This is a genomic window from Methanobrevibacter thaueri, assembly GCF_015062905.1.
Lineage (GTDB): Archaea > Methanobacteriota > Methanobacteria > Methanobacteriales > Methanobacteriaceae > Methanocatella > Methanocatella thaueri_A.
Genome location: NZ_SUTK01000010.1, coordinates 10,720 through 36,661 on the forward strand (window position 1 = coordinate 10,720; position 25,942 = coordinate 36,661).

The 25,942-nt window shown below is 36.4% G+C and carries 12 protein-coding genes; 1 reads left to right on the forward strand and 11 read right to left on the reverse strand.

Going from position 1 to position 25,942, the window contains the following annotated elements:
* Positions 1 to 160: 160 nt before the first annotated feature.
* Positions 161 to 3,487, forward strand: a complete 3,327-nt coding sequence (locus E7Z79_RS03415) for a collagen binding domain-containing protein (protein ID WP_303738576.1) — start codon at positions 161 to 163, stop codon at positions 3,485 to 3,487.
* Positions 3,488 to 3,508: 21 nt separating this feature from the next.
* On the opposite strand, the gene hisB is transcribed toward E7Z79_RS03415, so the two are convergent.
* The 11 genes from hisB to E7Z79_RS03470 all read right to left on the reverse strand — a co-directional run bounded on the left by hisB (position 3,509) and on the right by E7Z79_RS03470 (position 25,816).
* Positions 3,509 to 4,087 (reverse strand): imidazoleglycerol-phosphate dehydratase HisB, encoded by a 579-nt coding sequence (gene hisB, locus E7Z79_RS03420; RefSeq protein ID WP_303738577.1) that lies wholly within the window; start codon positions 4,085 to 4,087, stop codon positions 3,509 to 3,511.
* A 39-nt stretch (positions 4,088 to 4,126) separates the two neighbouring features.
* Entirely contained in the window at positions 4,127 to 4,330 is a 204-nt protein-coding gene (locus tag E7Z79_RS03425; protein WP_292600098.1) for a 4Fe-4S binding protein, read from the reverse strand.
* A 9-nt stretch (positions 4,331 to 4,339) separates the two neighbouring features.
* Complete coding sequence (locus E7Z79_RS03430) at positions 4,340 to 5,032, reverse strand: TOBE domain-containing protein (protein ID WP_303738578.1); 693 nt, start codon at positions 5,030 to 5,032, stop codon at positions 4,340 to 4,342.
* A gap of 64 nt (positions 5,033 to 5,096) precedes the next feature.
* Positions 5,097 to 6,653, reverse strand: coding sequence for a flippase (locus E7Z79_RS03435; RefSeq protein WP_303738579.1), 1,557 nt, complete (start codon positions 6,651 to 6,653; stop codon positions 5,097 to 5,099).
* Between the two features lie 51 nt (positions 6,654 to 6,704).
* Complete coding sequence (locus E7Z79_RS03440; RefSeq protein WP_303738580.1) at positions 6,705 to 7,289, reverse strand: flavodoxin family protein; 585 nt, start codon at positions 7,287 to 7,289, stop codon at positions 6,705 to 6,707.
* A gap of 91 nt (positions 7,290 to 7,380) precedes the next feature.
* Positions 7,381 to 11,382, reverse strand: a complete 4,002-nt coding sequence (locus E7Z79_RS03445; RefSeq protein WP_303738581.1) for a DUF3344 domain-containing protein — start codon at positions 11,380 to 11,382, stop codon at positions 7,381 to 7,383.
* Positions 11,383 to 11,522: 140 nt separating this feature from the next.
* The gene (locus E7Z79_RS03450; RefSeq protein WP_303738582.1) at positions 11,523 to 18,728 is read right to left on the reverse strand and encodes a DUF3344 domain-containing protein; all 7,206 of its coding nucleotides are present in this window, start codon (positions 18,726 to 18,728) and stop codon (positions 11,523 to 11,525) included.
* Between the two features lie 236 nt (positions 18,729 to 18,964).
* A complete protein-coding gene (locus E7Z79_RS03455; protein WP_303738583.1) occupies positions 18,965 to 19,297 on the reverse strand; it encodes a DUF2149 domain-containing protein in 333 nt (110 codons plus the stop codon).
* A gap of 8 nt (positions 19,298 to 19,305) precedes the next feature.
* Positions 19,306 to 19,947 (reverse strand): MotA/TolQ/ExbB proton channel family protein, encoded by a 642-nt coding sequence (locus E7Z79_RS03460; RefSeq protein WP_303738584.1) that lies wholly within the window; start codon positions 19,945 to 19,947, stop codon positions 19,306 to 19,308.
* A 7-nt stretch (positions 19,948 to 19,954) separates the two neighbouring features.
* Positions 19,955 to 20,662 (reverse strand): DUF2162 domain-containing protein, encoded by a 708-nt coding sequence (locus tag E7Z79_RS03465; protein WP_303738585.1) that lies wholly within the window; start codon positions 20,660 to 20,662, stop codon positions 19,955 to 19,957.
* A gap of 9 nt (positions 20,663 to 20,671) precedes the next feature.
* Positions 20,672 to 25,816 carry a cobaltochelatase subunit CobN gene (locus E7Z79_RS03470; protein WP_303738586.1) on the reverse strand — a complete coding sequence of 1,715 codons (5,145 nt, stop codon included), beginning with the start codon at positions 25,814 to 25,816 and terminating at the stop codon, positions 20,672 to 20,674.
* Positions 25,817 to 25,942: the final 126 nt, after the last annotated feature.

The following is a 25,942-nucleotide window of genomic DNA, read 5'->3' on the forward strand; positions in this document are numbered from 1 at the left end:
CTTTATTTTTTTCTTTTTTTAACCGACCATCCGAAAACAGCCCATATTCTCTAATAACTGATTTTTAATATATTACACCCAATCTGAAATTAACATTTAGTTAATTTAATAACTAAAAACTTAAATAAATACTATTAATCCTGGGGATTGAGGTGTTATTTTGAAAATTTTTAAAATCTTAATGGTTTGCATTCTGCTGATAATGATGATTGGCACAGTAAATGCAGCGGATAATGCAGTTCAAAATGACACTGAAAGCCTTGATGATTCATCTAACCTATTAAACAGTGAATCCAACGGAGATGACTTTTATATAACTCAAAATGAAAGTGATGAAAACGCAGTGAATTCAAACGGCATCGAAAACAATGATGAAACCACATATGACAACAGATACTATCTTTTCAGGGGCGACTGCTGGACCACAAACAACAATTTTGAATCAAGTGCATCAGTCACCAGCGAAACACCAAGTGACCTGACCGTTACCGGAACCTTCCGTACCGAAAATGACATTGTCGGACTGTACTGGAATTCAGAAGATCCGATTCAGCATCCATACATAAGCTACGGAAACCGCAGCGACTATTCCGGCGTGACACTGGACTTTGACTATGAGATGACCGGATGCATGGATTTCTCAAACAGCAGGATAAACATCATAATTGCTGCCAATACCGGAGAGACATATTTCATCACAATGAACCGCTTTATTGAAAACCATCACATCAGCATTGATTTCGATAATTTAACATTGCTGCCTGGAAATTCCTATATTGACAGGAACGGGCAAGGCGTGATTGTTGACAGGGAAACAAGACTGGATGTGACAAACCTGAAATCCATCATGCTTTCATTGCTTCCCTCAAATTTCGTTGAAAGCGGCTCACAATATAGAATTACCGAAAATGAAAATTTCACCTGCAAAATATCCAACATAACCGTCGGCAATGGTGAAATCAGCAACGAACAATTGCCGCTAAGCCCTCACCAGTACAGAATCTGTGAAGATTATGACGATATCTATAATCTCAATCCGATGAGAATCAGCAAGGAAATGAGAAAATTAGGCTATGTTGGCTGGGTTGACCTATACATTGGCGCTTCATATTTCTATGAGAAAAGCGGCATTGCCGGAGACGTGATTACCGATATGGGATTCAACCATAACAGAACCGAAAAAATGGTCTTGAATAAAGATGTGCCTTTGAACACTGCATTTAGAGCTTGGCTGGATTGTTATTCACGTGAACTGAAAAAGAATGGAGTTGAAAACCTCATAATCAGCCTTTCCATGGAGAATATGCAATGTCCTCAAAGCTGGAGGCAAATGGATGCAAACGGCAATTTTGCCATGACCGGATGGAGCCCGTCAACATTCTTTTACAGCCCATGCCATGAGGATGTCATTCCATATATGCAGAAGGTAAGCGAAGCATGTCTGGACATTATTGTAGGAAATGGCTTTAAACCTATTCTGCAGATGGGCGAATCCTGGTGGTGGTGGAGTGAAAATCAACAGCCAAACCAGCCGCCATGCTTCTATGACAATTCAACAAAAGCCAAATATTTAGCCGAACACGGCACTGCCCTACCTGAATATTACAACGTCTGGGAGAGCGAATATGACCGGTCAGTCATGAACTGGCTGAATCAGCAGCTGGTACATTACAGCGATGCCCTTCGTGAAGTCGTCAAGGGCGAAAAGTATATCGACGGATTATATATGGCCTTGTTCTTCCCGCCAAGCGTTACTGATGCTGATAGAGTTCCTCCAATGATGATAGATGCTAATTACCTGGTTGATGCATATTCACCTTCCAAACTGGACATTCTCCAGATTGAGGATTACGATTGGGTAATCTCTGAAAATCCGCATCACCAAGAGGCATACACCATAGGGCAGGAATTGGGATTCAGTGCAGACAGACTGCATTATTTTGGAGGATTTGTTGAAAATCCCGAATATGCGGATCAATACTGGAAACTGATAAATCAGTCAATGGACGATGCACTGGAAAAGGGATTTGAAGAGGTCTTTGTCTGGGCAGGGCTGCAGGTTCGAAGGGACAATAAAATCATCGGCCATGATGAGGATAAAATATTAAGCGGTTTAACATCCCCAACAGTAACTTCACCGGATTATGTGAGCGTTGACGAAAAATTCAGGATTGCAATCCATGCAAACGAATGGGTCAACGGTACCTTAAATGTATATGACTACAGCAATGGCGAAAAAGGAATATTGCTGGCTTCAGATGCAATAACCAATGGAATCTCATCAGTCGAATTGTCAAGCAAAACCACAGGTTTAAACAAATTTTACTTGGACTTTGATACTTCCGGCGGAGAATATCACCTGATTGAAGGGGTTTATGTAATCGAAAACTCAGAAAACATCACAGCCGATCTTCCAACTGAAGTTGAAACAGGATCCAGCGTGAATATTACATTCAAAGCTCCTGACAGTCCATTAAACTCCCTATCCATTTCAGTTGATGGAAACCTTCCTACTTACCATCAAGTGGAAAACGGCGAATTCACAATGGCGATTTCAAACCTTCCGGCAGGGTATCATAAAATTTCACTGAAATACTATGACCAAATATCAGGAGAGGCATACTCCAATACATTTAAGGTCAATGTAGGTTCAGGAACCGTCATTGAGGCAAATAACATGACCTTTACTTATAATTCAAATGAAAAACTGGTTATGTATTTAAAAGACAGCCAAGGCAATGCATTAAAAGGAAATGAGATTGCAGTAAATTTGAACGGAATGAATCACACTGCAACTACCGATGATGAGGGAAAGGCCACATTAACAATTGACCTGATTCCGGGCGAGTACACTGCAGAAATATCATTCTCCGGAGCCAGCGGCTATCTATCTTCATTGGCAAATGCCCGCATTACCATAAATAAAATTGACAGTCAATTAATAGCCCCTAGCATAAGCACCACATACAATGTTGCCAAAAACCTGGTTGTTACACTTAAAGATGACAAAGGCAATGTTTTATCAGGCAAAACCGTTACTGTTAATCTGAACGGAAAGGTTTACAATAAAATAACTGATGCAAAGGGACAGATCAAAATATCCGTAAGCCTGCCCGCCAAGGAATATTCCGCAAAAATCACATTTGCAGGAAGCGACATCTATAAATCATCAGCAAAAACCATCAAAGTAACGGTTAAGAAGGCAACTCCAAAGCTTATAGCATCTTCCAAAAAATTTAAGGCCAAATCAAAAAGTAAAAAGGTAACCGTGACATTTAAGAACAACAAGGGCAAGGCAATGAAAAAAGTGAAACTCACCTTGAAAGTTAAAGGCAAAACCTACAAGGCAACCACCAATGCCAAAGGTAAAGCAACATTTAACCTTAAAAAGTTAACGAAAAAAGGAAAATACAGTGCGGTTTTCAAATATTCAGGAAGTTCAAACTATAAGCAAGCGAGTAAAAAAATTAGAGTGACAATAAAATAAAAAAAAAGAAAAGTATTATGATTATAATACTCCTTTAGTAGATGGAATCTGGTCGTGCTCTATTTTAATTGCCTCTTTGAGAGCTTTTGCAAACGCTTTGAAGACAGCTTCGGCCTTGTGGTGGTCGTTTGCACCTTCAACAGTTCCATAAATATTCAATTTTGCGCTGGATGAGAATGATTCGAAAAAGTGAATTATGACATCACAGGTCATGTCCCCTATCTTTTCATTCTTAAAATCAAGGCTCATGTTGCAGTAGCTGCGTCCGCTTATATCGATTGCAACTGTTGAAACTGATTCATCCATAGGAACTATGGCATGTGCCATCCTTTTTATGCCTTTCTTATCGCCAATTGCTTCAAGAAACGCTTCGCCCAAAAGGATTCCAACATCCTCTACTGTGTGGTGGTCGTCTATTTCAATATCACCGGAAGCCTTAACTTCCAAATCTATCATTGAATGTTTGGAAAACGATTCCAGCATGTGGTTGAAAAAGTTGACGCCTGTATCGATGTCGTATTTGCCTTCACCATCCAAATTCATACTTATTGCAATATCGGTTTCTGATGTTTTCCTTGAAACATTTGAAATTCTAGTCATAATCTAACCTACAAAATAATTAATTTTAGCTTCAATAATTTAGGCATCTTCGCCGGGACGTATAATTTTAATGCAGTCTGTAGGGCATTCCATGGCACATAGTGTACAAACATGACAATATCTTAAATCCAATATACGTGCAACTCTGCCAACTTTCCAAATTTTAGCAGATTTGGGACAAATCTCAGCACAATTTCCACATCCAATACATTTATCTTCATCAACTAAAATCTGCAATGGCATAATATCACCTTATAACTTTAAAGTAGCTACAGACATAGCTTTAAATCCTATATAAACTTCCTTTCCTATGTTTAAACTTAATTCTTTTTCCGCAGACACTGTAATATCACTGCACAATGTAACTCCACCTACATTGATCTTGACGCGGATTATTTCGCCTTCAAGCCTCATTTCAACTATTTGTCCTTTTAGGATATTACGAATGCTTGAGGTTTGAGGTTCCAGCATCAAAAAGATGTTATCGTAACTGATCAAAGCCAATATCTCATCACCGATTTTATAATTCCTGTTCAGCGGAGCATTGATTTCGAACTCATCATTCTTGATGGTCATTACGCCTTTGGCATCATTGATATCAACAATTGTGGCTTCGATTTCATTGACATCCTTGTGAAGCTCCATGATAGCATTGATCTTTTTACATTCCTTTAAAATGGAGTATCCTTCCTCAGTCAAAGAAGTTCCTCCACCACCACCTTTTCCGCCTTTGGTAGTGCTCACTACCTTGACATCAAGAGTGGACTCTATTTTATCAATATAATTCAAAGCAGTCCTGTAAGAAACATTAATCTCCTTAGCAGCTGCTGTCAGAGAACCTGTCTCTAAAATAGATACCAGCAAATTGTATTTTTTACTGTCAAGCAAAAAAGAGTTGCCGTCTACATTAATTTTATATTCAACACCTGCACTAACATCAGTCATTATAAATCCCCCGAAATATAATAATACTATTTTTATCGAATTGTATTTAAATAGGTTTTCGTTATTAATTTCTGAATTCCAATTTTTCAACAAGGTTTAACAACTTATTTATGAATTTGGCTAAAGGGCCTAATTTCGAAGAATATCCTCTCAAGGTATCAATATCCTCTTTAGCGAAGAATTTAACCAAAATCAGCGCAAAGAAGTAAACTATCATGCACAGGATAATTCCAGGGAACAACATTAAGGTTGTCTTAGGAATGAAATAACCGAAAATGCCCATGATGGCAGTTGCAGCCATAACCTTAATGACGGATAATGTTGGAGGCCTGGTCTCAGTTAATTTTAATGCAAAGTAAACACATGGAACCATCATCATGAAACATGCGATTGTTGTAGCGGTCGCTCCACCTGCAATTCCCAGAATCGGAGCCAAGACCCAGGAAAGGACACCAGTCACGATTGAACCGAACACCAAAATATACATCGGGATTCTAGGATTGCCTACACCCTGGACAATACTGGTTGATATGGCAAAAATAGAATAGAATGCCATTCCAATAGACAGCAACGCCAAAGCGGAAGCACCATTGACATAAGAAGGACTCTTAAAGTAGAAAAGCTGCAGAATAGGAACTGCAAACAGGGCAAGACCAATGCACATCGGGATTACGAACAATAGGGAAATCTTATAGGATTGCTCGACATACTTCTGAAGAGCCTTGACATCATGAAGCTTGAATGCCTCTGAAGATGCCGGCAGGATTGTGGTTGCAACGGAAATGGAAATCATCAGCGGCAACCGTGCAATAGGATCTGCAGCACCGAAGAATCCGACCTCAGCAAGTGTCAGGAACTTACCCATCACAATGGTACAGATGTTGAAGATAAGCATTTCAGCAATTGCGGTTATGATTACAGGAATCGCAAACTTGACCAATTTGATTCCAAGCTTCAGCTCGTCCTTATGCGTAAAGACAAAATCGTCAGTGTACTCGGGGATATATTTAGGCATGTAAACCTTGAAGATATACACTGCAGACAATGCTGCAAGGGCATAACCGATTACGGTACCCCATACTGCACCGACGGCGGACAATCCGATAAGGACAAATGCTGTTGCAAACAGAATCATGAACATCTGCTCTACGGCACGGGTATAAACAATATACTCCATCTTATAGACACCCTGGAACGCCCCTCTAAATGCACCCAGAACAACACTGAATGGAGTGATGCATCCTATAATCTGGAGGGGAACCATGGTTTCAGGTTTCTTTAGAAAAACTGCCATAAGCGGACCTATGACGAAAATCATCAGAAATCCCAAAAACAGTCCCAGAAATACCATCATCTTCAGGGAAGTGTAGATTATCTGTCTGGCCATATTATGGTCATTTACAGCCTCATATTCCGCAATATATTTGGATATCGCAGGAGGAAGACCTCCTGAAGCCAAAGTCTGGAAAATACCCTGATTTGACATGGTAATATTCAAAATACCAAAAGCGGATGGGCCTAAAAGGGTAGCCATTAAAAAACGATATACATATCCTCCAATACGGAAAATTATATTTCCGATGAAAATTATCAGACTGCCCCTCACTAACTTATTTGCCATAACATAACCTTAAAAAAAGTTTTTTAATCTATTTTAACTTGATTATTATATTTAAATGTATTTATTTAAGAAATTTTCAAATTCCACCAAAGTCCTGTCCAATGACTCCATGCCGTAAGTATCATTCTTTATTTCATCAAGGGAGTCCTGTGACCAGAAGGAAGCGCCTAAATTTGAACCGAAAGGTCCACCGCTGACAGGGATTATGCCATGTATCATGAAGTAAGAAATATTTGTCATGTGGGCGAAATCCTGTCCTCCTGTGCGGTCACCACCAACGGCAATGCTCATTCCTATTTTTCCCCTTAAAATGTTATAGTCTATGGCCTCAAGAGCTCTTGTCCTGTCCATGATGATTGACATGTTTGCTGAAACGGATCCTGACTGGACCGGAGTTGCAAGAATGATTCCATCTGAACTTTGAAGATTTTCATAGACTTCTCCCATATCATCCTGTATGATGCATTTCTTGTTTTCCAGGCAGTAGTCGCAATGCATGCAGGGCTTGATGTCCTTTGCCTGACAGGTAAACATTTCAGTTTCAAAATCATGGCTTTTCAGTATGTCCAAAGCATGTGTCAACACATAATGAGTTGTATCATTTCTTGGACTTGCGCAAATTCCAAAGATTTTCATAAAAATATTTTTGGTTTGGATAGTAAAAATATTTTAGCAATTTCTTGAAAATGTTTTGAAAAAAGAAATGGAAAAATAGAGAAATTAATCCCTATTTTTTAATTTTAATTGTAGATTTTTTATTAATTGCATATTTATTGTTTCCGGATGAAATCACAACTTTATGTTTGCCAATTTTTAGTTTTTTAGTATTTAATTTAGCAATACCTTTAGCATTTGTTTTAATTTTATAAGTTTTGGCCTTCTTACCTGTGAAAACCTTAACCTTAACAATGATGCCCTTAACTACTTTTTTTGTTGCCTTGTTTTTAACAGTGACTGTAAAGTATTTAGATTTTTTATAATTAGCAGTTAATTTTTTAGCAGAAACGATTGTATTTGCTTTAGAAACTTTAATTGAAGAAACAGTTTTTGAAATGCTGTATTCAGCATTTGCTGAAGTAATTTCAACTTTATGATTACCAATATCTAATGTGGATGCTCCAGTGAATGTTGCAATACCTTTAGCATTAGTTTTCAAAGTTTTGGTTACATATTTACTGCCAGTGAAAATTTTAACTGTTAGTTTTAAATTAGCAACAGGATTTTTATTAGCATCCAAAACCTTGATACCAAAGGTTTTGCCGGAACCATATGTGGTTGATACTGCTGTTGGAATTACAGTAGCTTTCATTACCTCATCCCCACTATCCCCAGGAGCTTCTTTAGTGATTACAATAATCTGTTGTAATGCCAATAAATAAGAGTTTGTTGAAACAAAAGAAATCAAATTGGTATCCGCAATTGAATTGGTGATATCTAATGCATACAGATTAGTGGAATTGGTATTTCCATCCCATACGTCTTCATTTAATTGATTATTGAAAATAACATTACCTTCGCCTTTTTGAGCTCCTGCAGCAAAGAGATATAGTTTAGCGTCCATTTTTCCACTTGAATTAACATTAAATACTGAATTTACTTTAGATTCCCTATTTAATTCATTGAAGTCAGTGAAAGAAAGTAAATCAGCATCATTTGAAATGTAAACTTCCTTGATGGTTTTGCTTCCAGTTGTATTGTACATGTAAATTAAGGTTGACGGATAAACAAATGGAATATTTGATTTCTTATTTAAAGCAAATGAATTGGAACCCTCCTTAATTGATTGGCTTACATCATAAACCAATACTCCGTATCCATAATCTGCCTCGCTTCCAAAGTTGATTTGATCCCTGTACAATAAAATAGGATTTATTTCAACATCATTGAATCTTGTTGAAAACATGTTTAAATCTTCATTTAAACCTTCATAAGGATTGAAATAACTATAAGGAACATAAATTAATGCTTTTACAAAGTTGGAATTGGCAGGTAGAGTTACCTCCCACACATCAGCTCTGGAAGTGCCGTAATTATCAAGATAGGAAGTGTAATCCTTGACATCAATAACAATATCCCCAGTTATTGTTCCATTAAAGAAAGGATTAAATGCATTTGAAGGATAAGAGAAATCTTTTCCCAAGTAACCATCATATAATATCGGAGCACTAATTGAATATGAACCAATCTTTTCTCCATTGAATATTATTTCAGCAGTGTAGTTGACTTTATCATTGTCCCCACCATAAACTGTATTTGCATCAATAGGCCTGATGGTTGGGTCTACAAATGATATTATAGTGCTTTTACCATTTAGAACAATGTCTTGTGAACCTATGAATGCGCCATCAGCATAGAGATGAATTGTAAATTCGCCACTTCTTGTGTTTTTAATTTCAACGTATACTTTGTTAGAAGTGCCCGCAAAGGCAACATTATCATATTCAGTGTTTATTGAAGAAACGGAAGTCTGTATTTTTTTAGTCAACACCATTATTTGCTGCAATGCAAAGAGTCTGTAGCCAGGCACATTTGAATAAGCGCCAACAGTGACATTGTTGATATCCTTAACTGTTCTTTTAATATCTAACTTTTTCAAAGAGGTTTGCCTGCCTTCAATTGTCCATTTGGTTCTTTCACCATTAAAAACAATGTATGCATCGTCTCCGGAATCATCTGTTGCAGCAAAAACGTAAAAGTCAGCAGATTGAACCAATTCAGAACTGACATTGAATCTGGTATTCAATTCGACTGGCCTATTGGCTACATTATAAGAATTTTCAAGAATATCCGCAGTATTATCGATGTAAATAAATTTTAAGGTATCGCTACCGGTCTTGTTATACATATATATTAAAGTACTTGGATTTAATGCAGGATATTCGTCAAATTTCTTGAGGAACAATGTATTATCACCATTTCTAAGATATTCAGTCACATCATAAATGAAAACACCATATCCATATACTGCATAAGGATATTCAGTTGTAAATGCATGAAGAATATTGGATTGATCCCTATAATATCCGCATACGTTCAATTTGTTTCCGTTGAATGTGGCCTCAATCAGATTTTCATTTTCTGTAATGTTATTGAGATAATTTGGAATATAGTAATTATAAGGAACATAAATAAATGCCTTAACGAGATTAGACCCGCTAGGCAATTCCAGATTCCAAACATCGGTTCTGTTTAAATCCTTTCTATCCAAGTAAGAGGTCTCTTCTTTAACCTTAACTACAATATCCCCAGTGATTGAAGCATTGTATGAGAATGGAATGTCATAACCTGTTTCATATGCAAAATCTTTACTTAAAAGACCATTGTAAAGAATAGGAATTAGACTGGAAAACGAATTGACCATTTCTCCATCATAATACAATAATAAAGTGTAATTAGTTTTATCATGATTTGCCTTATAATCAGTGTTTTTGTCAACAGCCCTGATTGTAGGGTCAGTGAGATGAACGGTTGTAGCCACCAATTTTTGCAAATTAACGTTGACGCTGTCCACTTCCACACCATCAGCCAATAACTTAAGGTTATAATTTCCTGCATTATTCACTTTAACGGAAGCGGTTACTGTATTGTTGGTACCTGCATAAACAAGGATGATTGGAGTTGTTCCTGATGAATACTCTGTTCTGAATGAGAGTTCCTCACCGCCGACAGACTCTCTAGAATAATAACTGTTGTCAACGACCAAAAGGGACATGGCCTCTTTAAATGAAGCCCATCCGGAAGAACTGGCTGTGCATTCCAAATACAACTCAGAGTCAAACAATTCAGTCAAATCCCATTCATGATATTGGTAATAGCTTCCATCAATATAAACATCCCCATAATCCTCCTGAGAAATTAGAGGCATACCATTCAACTCATAAAACGCATCATTGCTTGAAAGTCCAATATTTGTAAGAGTTGCTTTACCATTTTCCCCAAGTTCAAATTCGCCGGCATCAAAAGAAACACCGGTCTTGGCATCTGTCCATGCTTGACCTGCATTAAACTGGTAGAATACCTCATCATCATCACCGTCATCATATGCAAGAATTAGAGATACCAATTTAATCCTGCCGTCGAATTGTCTGTTTCCAGGCAGGGAAAGAACATCAACAGACACTGAAGTCCCATTCAATCCTTGAACCATGTCCGTTATATTATAAAAGATCATATAATCAGAATAGACTTTGTCTATATAATCATTCAAAACAAATCTTGTGCCATCAGTTACCCCACTTGGATACCACAAATATTCTGAATGAGTGGAAGTGGCATTAACAGTGGTTATAGTAGTATTTGCAATTATATCATAAGTTGGTTGTGCAGTTCCCGCATAAACATTAACATAAACATATGCAAACTTAATGTCAGTAGCTTCTGACGGTATTAAATAAGTTATTCCTCCACGATTACCATTGACACTGTCACTAGGTCCCCATGGGTGTGTCGCTGTTAGATCCACACCTCCTGAAACAACACCCTTCTCAACAAGAGGGATGTCATCGCTTATGACAGTATCCTTTAAAATATCCTCATTAGAACCAGCTAATTTTCCATCATCAGAAGACGATTCAACTTCCTGCAAGTCAACACTCTTATCATCAATAGATAATATATCCGAATCACTACAGGTTTGATTTAAATCATTAGTGTCTTCAGCAAAGACAATACCTGCATTAACGATGATAATTAGTGTTAAAATAATCAGCAAAAATTTTTTATTAAACATTGTCTTTACCTTAATAATTTTTAATAATATTTTATTATTCAGATAATATATTTATTAAAAATAATAATATAAGTTTTTCCAAAAAGTTTGAAAAAATGAGCAAATTTTAAAAAAATAGATAAAAATAGAGAAATTAATCTCTATTTTTTGATTACAATTTTACCTTTTTTACTGACTGCTTTGTAAGCTCCATCACCAGCAAATTTAACCTTGTACTTAAAAGTTCCTCGTTTATTGAGTTTAACTTTAATGGTAGCTACACCTTTTGAATTGGTTTTAGCTTTGAAAGTTTTACCTTTGACAGTTAGAGTAACTTTCTTTTTAGCCAAAGCTTTTCCTTCAGATTTTAAAGTTATTTTAACTTTTTTGGTTTTCTTTTTAACTTTAAATTTCTTTTTAGGAGCGGTGATTTTTGTAGCCTTTTTAGTTACAGTAATTTTACCGGTTGCTACAGTAGCTGCATATGTTTTATCACCCATAAATGTGACTACAACATTGTAAGTGCCTGCAGTTGAGTATTTGACTGACAATTTTGCAATACCCTTATCATCAGTGGTCACTTTTTTGGTTACGCCATTAATAATAATGGATACTGTTTTATTAGCTAAAACATTACCTTTACTATCTGTTAATGTAACTTGGAAGTTTCCACTGTTTAAAGCTTTGATTTTCAAAGCACTAACCGCAATATTTGTAGGAATTAATTCAGAAGTCATGTTCTGAATTTGTTTTTGAGCTTCTTCCAATTGAGCAGTAACATTTGCCAATTGAGCAGTTAAATCAGCAACTTTAGCTTCCGCAGCAGTCACATTAGCTTGAGCCTCAGCCAATTGAGCAGTTAAATCAGCAACTTTAGCTTCCGCAGCAGTTAAATTAGACTTAGCATCAGCAAGTTCACTAGCCAAACTAGTAGCATTAGCCTGAGCCTCAGCCAATTGAGCATTTGTATTAGCCAATTGTTCAGTTAAATTAGTAATGTTACTGTTAGCATTAGCCAATTGAGCAGTCAAATCAGTGACTTGTTGTTGAGCATCAGCAAGTTGACCTTCCAATGTAGCAATTTCAGCTTCCGCGGCAGTTAAATTAGATTTAACATCAGCAAGCTCATCAGCCAAAGCAGTAGCATTAGCCTGAGCCTCAGCCAATTGAGCAGTCAAATCAGCAACTTTAGAAGTTTTATTATCCAATTGAGCAGTAATATCTGCTAATTGAGCAGTTAAATTAGCAACTTTTTCATTTGCTACAGCAAGATCACTTTCCAAACCGGCAATAGTTTCATTTGCAACAGTCAAATTAGCCTTTGCATCAGCAAGCTCATCAGCCAAAGCAGTAGCATTAGCCTGAGCCTCAGCCAATTGTACCTCTAAATCAGAAATTGTTTTGTTGGTTTCTTCATCTGAAGCAATATCACTTAAAGTGATTGATTTGCTTGAAGCTAAAAATTCACCGTTAGCTTCGAAAATTATGTTGTTTACACCGTTTTTACCGATTATTGTAAATTCACCAGCATCATTAGTTACGGCAGTTGCAAAGTCTGCACCATCAACAGTTAATTTGATGGTTTGACCAGCTAAACCTAAACCAGCATTATCTTTTAAAATTCCTGAAATAGTACCGTTACCTTGGATTGAAGTGATTTCTATAGAAGTTTCCACTGTTTCCATTTTAGTAACAACTAAGACTTGTTCATAAGCAACAGTAGTTGAAGATCTGGTGGTTGAAACAAACCATACCCTATTGTTTTCAGAAATACTGTCAGTTACATCTAATTCTAAAGCATAACAACTGTTAGAAGTACGTCCTATGAATGCATTTTCTACTTCCTTATCATTGAATAAAAGATTATTATACATTGAAGAGGAACCAGTGAATACATACCAGGTTGCTTCAGTCATATTTTCTAAATTCAATCCATTATAATCTACTACAAATTTAATTTTGTCATCAAAACCTTCCATGTTATAATTTGGATAAAATACGTCACAAATATCGCTGAAGTAAACTTCTTTGGTTACGTGGCTATTTGGCATATCATATAATACATACAAGGTAGATGGATATAATGCACAGTTGCCTGTTTTCTCAATGGAGAAATAATTTTCCTCATTTGCCTTATAATACTCACTTACATCAAATACTAGAAGACCATAGTCATATGCACCCCAACCACCGAGGTTACCTCTATCTCTTTCAAAAGAGATATAATCGGAAGTTATTTCAACATCATTGAATATTAAAGTCCATCCATTAGGGAAGAATGAAGTGTCCCAGTTATAGTTGAAGTATAAGAATGCCCTGATATTTTCTGCATCTTCAGGTGTTACAATGTTCCAGGTTTCATTTCTGAATCTAGAATATTGATCCATGTAAACGCTTTCATCTTGTGTAGCAATGATGATATCTCCAGTAACTGTGAAATTCCTGTTTATGATATTGTCATGACCACCATATGCATATGTCTTATTTAAATATCCATTATATGCAAGTATCTTATCAACACTGCGTGTTGAAACTAAATCTGCACCTCTCATTAAATTAAAGGTGAATTTAATTTTATTATTGCTTGCAGCAGGCCATACGGTCTGTTCGGTCAACGGACGGATTGTAGGATCTGTTACAGCAATTGTTGAAGATCCGCTGATTAATGATTCGATTGGATAACTAGCAATCAATTCGCCAGTTTCATTTGAATAAACTTCAAGAACTAATCCTTCAACACTATCAACTTCAGCACTATTTAAAGTGATAGTGAAGGTATTGTTGACTGCAGGGTATATTCCATCGTTCCATGGAGTTTTTACATTAGTAATTTCCACTTCAGGCAATGTTTCTTTTACTGTAAATTTAATTTCGTTTTTAACGCCAAGTACATCTACGGTAATTACTTCATCACCAAGGGTAGTAGCATTATAAGTAGATACAACACTATTAGTTATAGCTGTTTCATTAGGAGTTATTTTACCTAAAATAGCATCAAATATTACAGGCAATTGGACTACATTATTATTTAATGTAGTTGTGATAGTCACTAAATCGCCGGCATAAACAGTTTCTTGACTTAAAGTAGATGACAATACTAAATAAGATTCGACATTTGCATTTGTGAATCCTAAATCTTTAGGATTTGTGTCTTTGGTAGTGTCATTATTTCCCCACCAGTTATTTTCAACTGTGGCTTCACTTGGAGTTTTGACATATAAGCTGTCTTCACCTAACAAAATGGAGTTGGTGATTGTTAAACTGCCGTCATATTGATTGATTGATTCACCATTTCTGTTTCTATCGGTTAATCTGTTATTATAGAATATGGAACGGTCAATAATAACAGTACCGTATGAGCAGATAGCTCCTCCAGTGGACCATCCATTGTTTAGGACAGTGTTTTCAGTGAAAATACAATTTGAAATGTCTAATAAAACATTGCCGTTTTCAGCGTTGATGGCTCCACCACCATAGAATGCGGAGTTTTCGCTGAAAGATGAATCTGCTATTGTTGCAGTTGATGATTTTAAGTTAATGGCTCCACCATAACTGCTGGAATGGCCTGCAGTGTTATTTATAAATTGACAATTATCAATATTTAAAATTGCATTACTTGCCCATATTGCTCCTCCACGTTTATCAGTAGCGCTGGCAACATTTGCATTAGTAAATACTAAATTAGAGAAATTAACAGTTAATCCATTAATATAAAATATTCTTCCGTTATTATTCGCATCAATAACTACTTCATTTCCAATACCGATTATGGAAATGTTTTTATCAATAGTTAAACCGTTTACATCAGCGGCATCCAAGTAGTTAACACCTTCTGCAATATAGATTGTTTTACCTTCTCCAACAATGCTTAACGCATGTTCAATGGTTTTTACGGCATTAGCCCAACTATCACCAGCGTTAGTATCTAAACCGCCACTGTAATTAACAAATACAGTTCCAGCCTCAGGGGCGACATTTAAGTCTAAAGTTCCAACAGGTGCATAAATATTAGCAGTGACGGAACCTTCACCCATTACGGCAGGAGTGTATGTGGTTGTTCCGATACCGTTTACAAGAGTGGTCTCTACAGGATTAACATTACCATTTACAGCAGCGAATGTTAAAGGAAGAGTGGTTGGAAGTGAGTCAATGTCTGCAGTTGCACCATTATTAAGTTTTGTTAAATCAACATTAATTACAATAGGTTCTCCGGCAACAGCGTTACCTTGTGCTGTAATGTCCAATACCAAATAATTAGTATAAGTTATAGCTCCATTAGACAAGGTACTGAAATTAGGAGTGTTTGTTCCCCAATAACAGTTATTAAGGGTTACTGGACGATTTGCATTTTGTTTTCCGATTGTATGGCCGGAATCATCTGTGTTATTGATGAATATACAATAACTACCGGTTCCTGAGTAACTGTTTCCACCCAGATATAATGCTCCGCCGGTTTTTGCTTTGTTATTAATGAATACATTAGCAGGACCTATTTCAAATCCATAACCACCTACTGTACCATAACCATAGTTACCGGTTGCCACATTTCCATAGAATAGATTGTTTTTACCTGTGGTTATTTTTCCTTGAGCATAAATGGCAGATCCACGACCGTTAGCAGTGTTTTCTATGAATTTACAATTATCCCCAATTGTGATGGTTCCTTTTTGTTGTGAACCTAAAACACCACCTGTAGGAGCGCTATTGCCTATGAATGTAACATTATTAATGTTATCAATAGTTCCCCTATTTGTTCCAATAGCTCCTCCAGTATTAGCGGCATAACAGTTTGAAATAATAGAATCAGAGATGATTAAATACCCTTGGCGGACAGGATTTGTATTTCCGCCGTCTTCAAGCTGAATTGCACCACCGTAAGAACCTTTACCATTGGTTAAAGTTAATTTGGTAATGTTTAATGTATAACCTACACCAATAGTGAATATTCTTTTTGTGTTTTCACCGGAAATTACAGCATTTGTACTTTGACCTACGATAGCAATGTTTTTAGCTATAGAAATACCTGCTGCAGGGACAGAATCGCCTAATGTGTAGAAACCGTCAGCAACATAAATAGTTCCGTCTTCATCTACAGCACTTACGGCTTTTTCAATTGTTTTGAAAGCTTTATCCCAACTAGTTCCAGGATTTGAATCAGAACCTCCAGTTGCATTTACATAAACGACTGCAGTTGAAACTACATCTCCGGAAGATAATGATACAGTATCTTTAAATCCTAAAATATCAGCAGTTACAGCATTATTTTCAGTTTCAGTGAGTGTATATGTAAGGGAAGCAGCACCATTGACAAGATTAATGTTTTCAGCACTGACAGTTCCGCCTGTAGCTGTAATGGTTGCAGGGAGATCTGGTATATCAAATTCGCTGCCATCACTTGAAAGCAAGTTAATGTTAACGGTTGCAGTATCTCCTACATTCATACCTGTCGCATACATTGTCATGTTAAGATATAAATATGATCCGTCAGCATTTGTGTATCCTAAGTCTTTAGGAGTTGTAGCCTTATTAGCATCATTGTTTCCCCACCAGTTATTTGCTAAAACGGCATTGGCAGGAGTTGCATGATAAACTGAGAGATCTCCATCAAGTAAAATAGAATTGGTTATGGTTAAAGCTCCAGTTGTGTATTGATTGATACTTCTTCCATTTTTACCGCTTGCCAATATATTTCCATAAAACATGGATCTGTCAATTATTACAGTTCCATATGAACAAATGGCGCCTCCAGTAGCCCAACCGGTATTTATAACTTCATTATTAGTAAATACGGTGTTGGAAATATTTAATAAGATATTATTATTTTCAGCATTAATTGCGGCACCGGTGTAAAAAGCAGAGTTTCCATCGAAATAGGAATTTGTTATGGTTGCAGTTGATGATTTTAAGTTGATAGCTCCACCGTAGGATGAACTTGCACCTGCAGTATTATTGATGAATTTACAATTATCGACTGTTAAGGTAGCTCCATTAACCCATAAGGCTCCTCCACGTTTGTCACTAGCACTGGCAACATTAGCATTTGCGAATACTATATTAGAGAAGTTTACAGTGTAGGCACCAATACTGAATATTCTACCATTATTATCGGCATCGATTACAGCATTATCACCCATACCTATAATAGAAACGTTTTTATCAATGGTTAGTCCATTAGCATCAATACCATCCAAGTAGTTGACACCGCTTAAATGAATAATTCCATTTGGTTCGATTACGCTTAATGCATGTTCAATTGTTTTAAATGGATTTCCTGCAGTTGTTCCAGGATAATCATCAGAACCGGTAGCATAATTAACATAAACTTCTGTTAAAGGTTCAGCTTCATATTGTTCACTAGCAACTAAAAGAGCAAGATTAGTCTTATAGGAACCGGAACTTTTTTCAAATAAGAAATTGGTATCGCTTCCCAATTCAAATGCAAAAGCGATATTGTCCCATTTAATATCCTGAGAATAATAACTACCCGGAGTTACAGTAGTAGGGGCAATTTCAACATTGTTGATTTTATAAGAATCCGCAAGTGTACTTGATAATGCGATTGTTCTTAAAGAAATGCCATCTTTCCTACCATCATAGTTCTGAGTTGCAAAATTAAAATTACCAGTACTTGAAGATCTCCATAACTGACCTAAATGTAGCCAATAAGTAAATTTATCTTCGTCTCCATCGTCATAAGCATAAAACAGCCCAATTAACTTGATACTACCATCAAATTGTTTGTCTGGAATCTTAGTGTTTTCAAGACCAACAGTGATGGTATCTCCAGGGCTCAAGTTTTTGACCTTGTCTGTAATATCATAAATCATTTGATAGTCGGAGTACTGTTTGGTAGTGTGGTCATTTACATAATAAACATTTGGATCGTTTGCGATATTTGTATCGAATGTTAATGTTTCATATCCCAAAACTTCCAGCCCATTATTTGTGTTTAATGTGACATTAGAATAAAGACCATAACTTTCACTACCACTGCCAGAATAGACATTTATAACGACTATTGCAGATTTAAGATTGGTTTGATTTTCCGGTACTGTATAAACTACACTACCAGTTGTAGTTCTACCATTAAATGTAGTTAAATCAACTCCTCCTGAAACAACACCCGTATCAACTTGAGGAATTGTTTCGACGACTTGACTTGAATCTTTTAGTTCGTCATTATTACTTTCACCAGATAGGTCATCTGGCCCATCTTGACTTTCAATTACAACAGATTCGTCATTATCAATAGCTACTTCGCCATTATTTGAATCATCTAATTCTTGTGCGCTTACAAACGAAATAGATATCAATAATGTTAAAAGTAATGCAATCAATAATATCGAATTCTTTCTATTAATTTGCAAAATTATTTCCTCCTTAATTGTAATATAAATTTTAAAAAATTTATTAAAGGTAATAATAAAATTATAACCTTAATTATTACTATATATTATTGAATATTTAAAACTAACCAATTTATTACTAAATTCGAAAAATAAGTAAAAAAGTAATACCAAAATTAAATTTAACTTAAAAAACTATAAAATCAAAAGTAAAAAAAAGTATACAGCGATTTTTTAAATAAATCGCTAGATAAAAATTAACCTTCAACCATTATCAATTTTCCCGTTGAAGGGTCTTTATAGACTTTACCCATTTCCATATATCCCTGTCCTGAGCTATTGGAAGTGTCAGGGGTTTCATTTAAAACCTGTCCTTCGCTAACTTCAGTCACGTCAGGTGAAGATTCCTCAATAGCTTTTTGCTGATCTTGCGAATCCTGAAAGACAACACTTTGCATATTCCAGCTTATCACAACAAATATCAGCAATCCTACTGCAATAACAAGCATCGCATCAACAAGATTAGATGTTCCGGCCATCGGGTCCTCTTCACCCTCAGAAAATCTCTTATTATTTTTCCTTCTAACCATTAAAACACCTAATTATTTAATTTATCGAGGATTACATCAGTTAAGGCATCCAAATCTGACAGATATTCCTCATACCATCTGCGCCTTATTTTAGATACAACATAAGCAACAGCACCTGAACCGATACCGACCACAGTAGTATCAAATGCAACAATAATCGCATTTGCAAGAGTATTAACATCTCCTGCACCCAATGCGGCAAGTCCCGGACCCATCGGTATTAAAGTTCCCATCAATCCTAATGTTGGACCAATACGAGTTACAATATCTGTTTTTTCTATTTTTTTGGTAAACTTATTTTCTTCCGCTTCAATTAATTTTCTTGCCAAAGTATGCCTGGCCTCGCTGGACAATTCATTGGCACGTAAAACCTTTACCAGAATTACCTTCTGGGATTCATATATTCTGGCATTCTTAACTATGTTTAGAATTTCTTCATAGGATCCAGCATTTGAAATCGAATAGATAATCTTTTCAAGTGAATCAACTGAAATCTTTCTTCGGGAAGTGTATTCAGATATGAGACCTCCCAAAGTAATTACCGCAAAAATTGCGAAAATAACTAAAAATATTATAACTGGAATCTGTAAGCTCTGGGAAATCATGTTCAACCCAGAGGTTATAAATTCACTACCTGGAACTGTTGTCATTTAATAATCACCTAAAGTTTGTATTTCTTTTTGAAATAATTCCACCTATCGCCATAATAGCCAAAATAACAATTATGGCAATACTTACATAGTCAACAGAAGCGATTGTAATAGCATCCATCGGATTTTGAATCATTGCAGTTATGTTTGGAAGGAATAATGCAGACAGTAGGAAATAAATTCCCAAAAAGAACATGAAATTTCCTAAAACTATAGGATATGGTTTGTTAATAAATCTAACAAGATAATTTGATGCAAAATAGGTCAATACAATTGTTAAAACCAATGCTGAAGCAACAATAACGCTTAAATTCATAAGCCCTAATCCCACAGTAGGGGCAACCAGCAATATGCTTACAAGAATTGATCCAAAACAGCACGGACACGGTGCAACAATCGCCATGCATGTTGCTGCAGTAGTATTCCTTTCAAATACCTTATATTCTCTAATTGTGAAAATTCCTGCCAATATCATTATAACGGCCATTATCAAAAAGAATTCAAAATTGTATGTATAAATCAAATCTGTAATTTGAGTTGTGTAAAATGAAGCTATTTGAGTCAATATTAAAACTCCAGCTCCATATCCAATTGAAACCAAAGCCAAATATCTCTTTGACATATTTGCTAAACCAGTGGCCAATCCCAATTTAATTCCAAAGATTAAAACAGCCGATAAAATTCCTAATTGCCATAATATACTAATTGCATCCATTTTAACACCTTAAATTTTTTCGTTATATAATTTATCCAAATCTTTAATTTCTTCTTCTTCATCCCTATTTCTAAAGTAACCTAATGCGATTACTCCTATTAAGCATAATATTCCAATAACTGCAATTATTGATAATCCCACCTCACTTGCAGACTGTGAAGTGATTGGATTAATCTCAACTGATTTTTTAACGTCGGCACCTTCTACGGAAGAACTTCCCGCCTGTACTGACTCACTTCCTGCACCCACATTTGAAAATGCTTCTCCCTGTGCATTTTCACCGTTTTGTGCTGTAGCCTGATTGGTTGTTGTTGAACTTGAATTTGTTGCAATGGTGGCTGAGGATGTTGAACCTTCAACCGGATTGTTCGATGAAGCCTCCTTTGGATTTTGACTGTTATCAGGATTTTCCGGAGGAACGGTTGACTGAGTATTATCTGAGAATACAGGATTTTGGGTTGCCTGGTATAATTTAGGCAATAGCTGAGCCAATATATCTGGATTGACATACTGAACCGCCCATTGCATCATTGCAATGTTTCCGCAACTGCAGTCACAGCATGCAACACCGTTTTGAACTGTGGCCTGAGCCCATGTGTTTGCAATGTTTCTTATTGTGCCCTCATCTGCATTCCAATAGCCTTCCTGAATGGCAGTCAGCATTGTTCCACTCATGGAAATAAGAGAATATGCATTATTTCCTGATTTCAACCAATCAGTAACTCCAATATTGTATTTATCATTATAGTAAGTATTATAAACCCTGTTCCATAAAGCATCACTGACAGCAGAAGGCCGGGTCACCTGCCAACCATATAAATTAGTTACAAACTTGTTGGACATGTATCTTGCACCGCTGTATCCTTCAGCCATCATTCCCTTAATCCATTCAGGATTATCGTATCTTGAAGCTATTTCCTGATACATCACTTCCTCTAAGGATGCAATGTATGCCTTATCCTTATTTGCGTACATCAATACGTTCATGTTAGGGGTTTTGCCGGATATCTTCTCGACGGTCATGGACAATCCTCCCCAGTAATCGAAGAAGTCATCGTTGTCAAGAACACCATATTGATTAGTGTTACGGCTGGTTACAATTGTATCAGAATTGGATAATGCCCTAAGGAATACCAATGGATTTGTATCCCCCCAATAGTTTTTGGAGTACATGTTTCCCATCCTTCCAAGGTAAAAGTCGGCAAGCTCGCTTGTATCGTTCCAGGTCCATGACATGGATACCAATTTTGATATGCCCGCACCGTAATCACCGTTTGGTGGTGCAAAAATACGTGTAATTGCATATTCTCCAGCAGTTGTGGCATTATAACCCTGACTCAAGTAATATATGCAGTCTTCGACCCAATGCTTTGCAACATAATTGTCATCAAGCGATTCGGAACTGACACCATAATAGCCAATGCCTTCCATGACAAAATTAATGGCCTCTTTTATTTGCTTACCGTATTGACTTCTCATAAGAGTACTGTTTCGGACAATGGTATTGTAGGATCTTGCAAGTGCCACCCTAAATGCATTATCTAACAAAATAGATTGAGAAGAGTATAAATCCCTAAACAGACCACTAGTAATCACAGTTACATCAATTCTTTTCTTATCCCAACCTTCAGGACGGGTTAAGTCTTCCAAAAGAATATATTCGGGCATGGATTTGGTTTTTTGACCGATTTCCCCATGGTCATGGTCAGGATCATCTTCATCATCTATAAAATAACCTGCACTAGGGGAATCAGACCAGACTGGTTTCATTCCAAGAAGATATAAAACGGATGCAACCAAAGCTCCGTCATCCCTTGCGGTTTCAACACACCAGATACCCATTATGACCTTTTCGGTAGTATCATTCAAACCTGATAATGTCAAGAGCGCCAATGTTTTTGCGTAATTCCATGCATCCTGAGTTGGAAGTTCCTGTGATTGATCCTGATACATATTTCTACCTGTCGGAAGAACAATCGGGTTTAAAATTACTTCTCCACCGGCACTAATCGGAATATATTTACCATTTAAACCGTTGAGCATTGAATTCAACTCATTGGTTACACTTTCATTTATCAAACCTATGTATTTCTTGGCCAGTTGCAAACAGGCAAGAACCTTTGTATTCTCATATAAATTGTTTTCTGCAACCAATGTACTGTAAACAACATCCACATCCCAATAAATCAGGGCTCTGCAGATATCATAAGACTTATTTAAGATAACTTCTCTTTCAAAAGAGGATAAAGCATCATAATCTTTAGAATAATAAATGTGGGAAAGTTCATCGAATAAGTTAGTTTCACCCAGTTCGGTTTCAAAATCGAATGACAACATTACTGAAACCGTGCTTACAAGGTCTTTTTCAGTCCAATATTGTCCCAAAGCATGAAGACCCAATGGATACAACACATCCTGAAGCGATTTTAAAAACGTATCCAGCTTCTTGACAAGGACATCATCAGTCAGATTTGCCACTTCATCTACACTTAATCCCAAATTCCTTGAGTAATCCTGGTCAATGATAAAATTGCGTATTTGCTGAGCAAATTCGGCTTTCAATTCTGCATTTTCTGTATTGTAATAATAATTAACCAGATTAACCGAAATTGTCAAGTTTCCATATAAATGAGTATAAGACATTGGAGAAGTCAAATGTGAAATCAATACGGCAAATCCTCTCCTTTTAGCCTGAATAGCTTCTCCCAAACCATCGGAAATGTAGAAATACAATTGAGGCACATCTCCAACAACAACAGATCCGTAATCGGTTGCTGACAATAGGATTTCTTTTCCAGGCAACCATTCATGAGTTGCGTGTCTTCCAACAAAAACCATTGCATTTGAGTAATATTTTTGCATATAGTAATATGCAGCAAGATACTGGTGTGTTGGAGCGACAGCTGTACAGTGATAGAGATTTGAAATGTCCGCTTCCCAACCTCTCTGAGGTTCTGGAGCAATGAAAATATTTCCAAATGTCAAACCCGGAATAACAAAGTAGTCTACTCCATTTCTGTTGACAACCATTACAGTGCCCGGTGAATCGCCCCATCCGTTAAGTCCTGAAACATTCAACTGTTTGAATTCAGCAAAGTACTGTTGGAACAGTTGGAAGTATTTAATATCATGAGTGTTAGTATAGTTTTTCAGGGCCCCTACAATCTTATTTAAAACTATTTTCGCATCGGCCGCCTTATCATCCGGAAGCAATGAGGTAACCTGATTTAGCCAATCATCGATTGTGTCTCCGATAGTCACGGTATAGTTTAACTCGACTGACCTTCTTGCCAGCTCTCCAATGTATGCGACCGGACCTTCACGAACCTGAAGCTTAATGATGTCCTCCAGTGAATTGAACCATTCTGTGTATTCACTGACAGGAAGCAATGTTACGCCAGATTGGTTGGCCAGTTTTTCAAGTTCACCAGGCGCCCAATTAGCGACATTGATTCCACATCTTAAAATCATGTCTTCAAGTTCTGAAACGTTGTTCGGCAAGTCTTCGACAGTGTAGCCTGCGGCCTTTAAAGTATAGAGTATATTATAAATACTGGTAATTGTATCCAAATAACTTGATCCAATATTCTGTTTTCCCGGAGGATAGTTATAATAGATGATGGACAATACCTTTTCACCATTTTCGGCATATTTCAAATCCACCCATGAATCGACCCTATCGGTTAACAGGTCAATGTTTCTTTCATGGGGAATATATGTAACGATTCTTGCACCTGTCAAATTAGAGATATATGATGATATTCCTCCGATGAAAGTCGCGTCAATGATACCCTGAGCTTCTGCAATGGCAACATGCCACCATTTGTCACTTTTTTCTGTAGTCAAACCTGTGCTTCCAAGCTCCCACTGTTCATTAGAAACATAATCTGAATGAACCGCCCTGAAAACTGGAACATTAAGCTCTTCAAAAAAGTCTATTGTTTTAGTGAAATTCTCTCCTCCAACACCATATGCCACCATAGAGATAATGGCATCCACATACATTTCATAATTTGAGGAATTCGCTAAGAATCCTGAAATATTGCTGCCGGCACTTGTGAAAGACTCAACCATGACCCTTAACTGTTCAGCAGTACCACCTGCAGCAAACACTGGAATGACATTATATCCCTTGTCTTCCAATGATTTAATTATTGCATATGTCGGATGCAGCTGTTGGGATGAAACATACATCGTACTTTCCAATATTCCTACCGTGCGGGTATTTGAAGAGTTGAAATAAGTCGCAATATATTCATCTAAGGAAAACCACCTTTCCCTGTAGATTCCATATAGGTAAGAACCAGTGAAATTCGGTCCCTCATAATTAACATCCGCCCCAAGATAATTCAAAAGATATAAAATTTGATTTTTCATGCTGTTCTTGTCATTGATATCCTTATACAATACCAAATCATTTAACATCTTATTGAATACTGCACCATCGCCCCTTATATATCTTTCAATGTCTTCATAACTTGTTCCTCTTTGGGTATTTGAAAAATATGTTATGATGTCTTCTGTTGTGAATGAGGAAAAAATCTTATTGTAATTAATTGTATTTTGCTTAATCAAGTTAATGGAAGAAGATCCGGAATTAAGATTTCCTGAAGGTGGCTCCAATATTAAAAACACTTGCTTTTGTGCAACGTCAGGATATTTCTCTACAGCACTTGTCAAAACTGCATCAACATCGGTACTAATCCATTCACCGATGAATGCATCAGATTTATAAAGTAAATTTACCAGTTCCAATTCATCCATTGTCTTTATCTGTTCACCACTTCTGACGATTATATTTACATTTTTAAAATCGCTCCCATTGAAAAGTTCCTGACTGGCGGCATCTAAAATATTAGTGCCGGGGTTGTCACTAATAAAAAACAATGTATAATTTTTTTGTGAAGAAACTGTGTTCTCGGATGTGGATTCGAGGAGATTATCTGAATTTAACCCATCTGAAGTATGACCCCCGCTTTCAGTACAATCTTCAACAACAATATCATCATCAATTAAATCATTATCGCTTCCAATAAATTGGTTGTCCTCAATACTTGTATCTGTATCATTTTCTAGAGCAAAAACAACTTGAGAAGATAAAATAATGATTAAAATTGCAAATATTGCCAAATAAAATCTTTTATTTTTAAACATTTTAATCCCCTACTTTTAATAATAATTATATTTCATTAATTTTATTAATAAATGTTATTAAAGTATTACTAATTTGAGAATTTTATATAAAAAAGTAATACAAAAAATTTAAGGCCTACAAAATAT

What these genes read in the sequence shown, in the direction of transcription:
- hisB (WP_303738577.1), bottom strand. Translation starts at nt 4,087, where the DNA reads ATGACTAGAATTTCAAATGTTTCAAGGAAAACATCAGAAACCGATATT.
- E7Z79_RS03425 (WP_292600098.1), bottom strand. Translation starts at nt 4,330, where the DNA reads ATGCCATTGCAGATTTTAGTTGATGAAGATAAATGTATTGGATGTGGA.
- E7Z79_RS03430 (WP_303738578.1), bottom strand. Translation starts at nt 5,032, where the DNA reads ATGACTGATGTTAGTGCAGGTGTTGAATATAAAATTAATGTAGACGGC.
- E7Z79_RS03435 (WP_303738579.1), bottom strand. Translation starts at nt 6,653, where the DNA reads ATGGCAAATAAGTTAGTGAGGGGCAGTCTGATAATTTTCATCGGAAAT.
- E7Z79_RS03440 (WP_303738580.1), bottom strand. Translation starts at nt 7,289, where the DNA reads ATGAAAATCTTTGGAATTTGCGCAAGTCCAAGAAATGATACAACTCAT.
- E7Z79_RS03445 (WP_303738581.1), bottom strand. Translation starts at nt 11,382, where the DNA reads ATGTTTAATAAAAAATTTTTGCTGATTATTTTAACACTAATTATCATC.
- E7Z79_RS03455 (WP_303738583.1), bottom strand. Translation starts at nt 19,297, where the DNA reads ATGGTTAGAAGGAAAAATAATAAGAGATTTTCTGAGGGTGAAGAGGAC.
- E7Z79_RS03460 (WP_303738584.1), bottom strand. Translation starts at nt 19,947, where the DNA reads ATGACAACAGTTCCAGGTAGTGAATTTATAACCTCTGGGTTGAACATG.
- E7Z79_RS03465 (WP_303738585.1), bottom strand. Translation starts at nt 20,662, where the DNA reads ATGGATGCAATTAGTATATTATGGCAATTAGGAATTTTATCGGCTGTT.
- E7Z79_RS03470 (WP_303738586.1), bottom strand. Translation starts at nt 25,816, where the DNA reads ATGTTTAAAAATAAAAGATTTTATTTGGCAATATTTGCAATTTTAATC.